We start from the raw sequence: 903 nt of genomic DNA on the forward strand, positions 1-903 counted from the left end.
ATGGTGCGGTCGAGAGGACTTGAACCTCCACGGTGTTAACCACCACTAGGCCCTCAACCTAGCGCGTCTACCGATTCCGCCACGACCGCGTATTAAGATGGAGCGGAAGACGGGATTCGAACCCGCGACCCCGACCTTGGCAAGGTCGTATTCTACCACTGAACTACTTCCGCATAAGTATTTTAGAGATGCGGGTGAAGGGACTCGAACCCCCACGTCAAAGACACTAGATCCTAAGTCTAGCGCGTCTACCAATTCCGCCACACCCGCATGTGAAATTACGTATTTAGTAATAAAAATTAATGAGAAATGGTGAGCCATGCAGGGCTCGAACCTGCGACCCTCTGATTAAAAGTCAGATGCTCTACCAACTGAGCTAATGGCTCATTAAATTTTAATGGGGCGGCTGAAGGGAATTGAACCCTCGAATGCCGGAATCACAATCCGGTGCGTTAACCACTTCGCCACAACCGCCATGAAAAAATGGTGCCGGCGAAAGGATTCGAACCCTCGACCCTCTGATTACAAGTCAGATGCTCTACCAACTGAGCTACACCGGCGCGTTATATGGTGGCTTTGGACGGAATCGAACCGCCGACACAAGGATTTTCAGTCCTTTGCTCTACCAACTGAGCTACAAAGCCATAAATATTAAATTAAAAATGGCGGTCCCGACGGGATTCGAACCCGCGATCTTCTGCGTGACAGGCAGACATGTTAACCCCTACACCACGGGACCGTTTTAAGTCATATCGACTTTACCTATTTTAAAGGTCATTTTATGTAAAGTCAATAACTTTTTTAAAAAAATAAAGCCTGGCAACGTCCTATCCTCACAGGGGGAGATCCCCCAACTACTTTCGGCGCTGAGACGCTTAACTTCCGTGTTCGGCATGGGAACGG

The 903-nt window shown here is 48.9% G+C and carries 8 tRNA genes and 1 rRNA gene; all 9 read right to left on the reverse strand.

The window, feature by feature from the left end:
* Position 1: 1 nt before the first annotated feature.
* Positions 2-89 (reverse strand) — tRNA-Leu (locus tag KNO92_RS14635).
* Between the two features lie 9 nt (positions 90-98).
* A tRNA-Gly gene (locus KNO92_RS14640) sits at positions 99-173 on the reverse strand.
* Positions 174-189: 16 nt separating this feature from the next.
* Positions 190-270 (reverse strand) — tRNA-Leu (locus KNO92_RS14645).
* Positions 271-310: 40 nt separating this feature from the next.
* A tRNA-Lys gene (locus tag KNO92_RS14650) sits at positions 311-386 on the reverse strand.
* Between the two features lie 12 nt (positions 387-398).
* A tRNA-His gene (locus KNO92_RS14655) sits at positions 399-474 on the reverse strand.
* Between the two features lie 10 nt (positions 475-484).
* A tRNA-Thr gene (locus tag KNO92_RS14660) sits at positions 485-560 on the reverse strand.
* Positions 561-568: 8 nt separating this feature from the next.
* Positions 569-644 (reverse strand) — tRNA-Phe (locus tag KNO92_RS14665).
* 19 nt (positions 645-663) lie between these two features.
* Positions 664-739, reverse strand: a tRNA-Asp gene (locus KNO92_RS14670).
* Positions 740-814: 75 nt separating this feature from the next.
* A 5S ribosomal RNA gene (rrf, locus tag KNO92_RS14675) occupies positions 815-903 on the reverse strand; the annotation flags it as partial.

It is taken from the genome of Exiguobacterium sp. s129, assembly GCF_018617585.1.
Taxonomy (GTDB): domain Bacteria; phylum Bacillota; class Bacilli; order Exiguobacteriales; family Exiguobacteriaceae; genus Exiguobacterium; species Exiguobacterium aestuarii_A.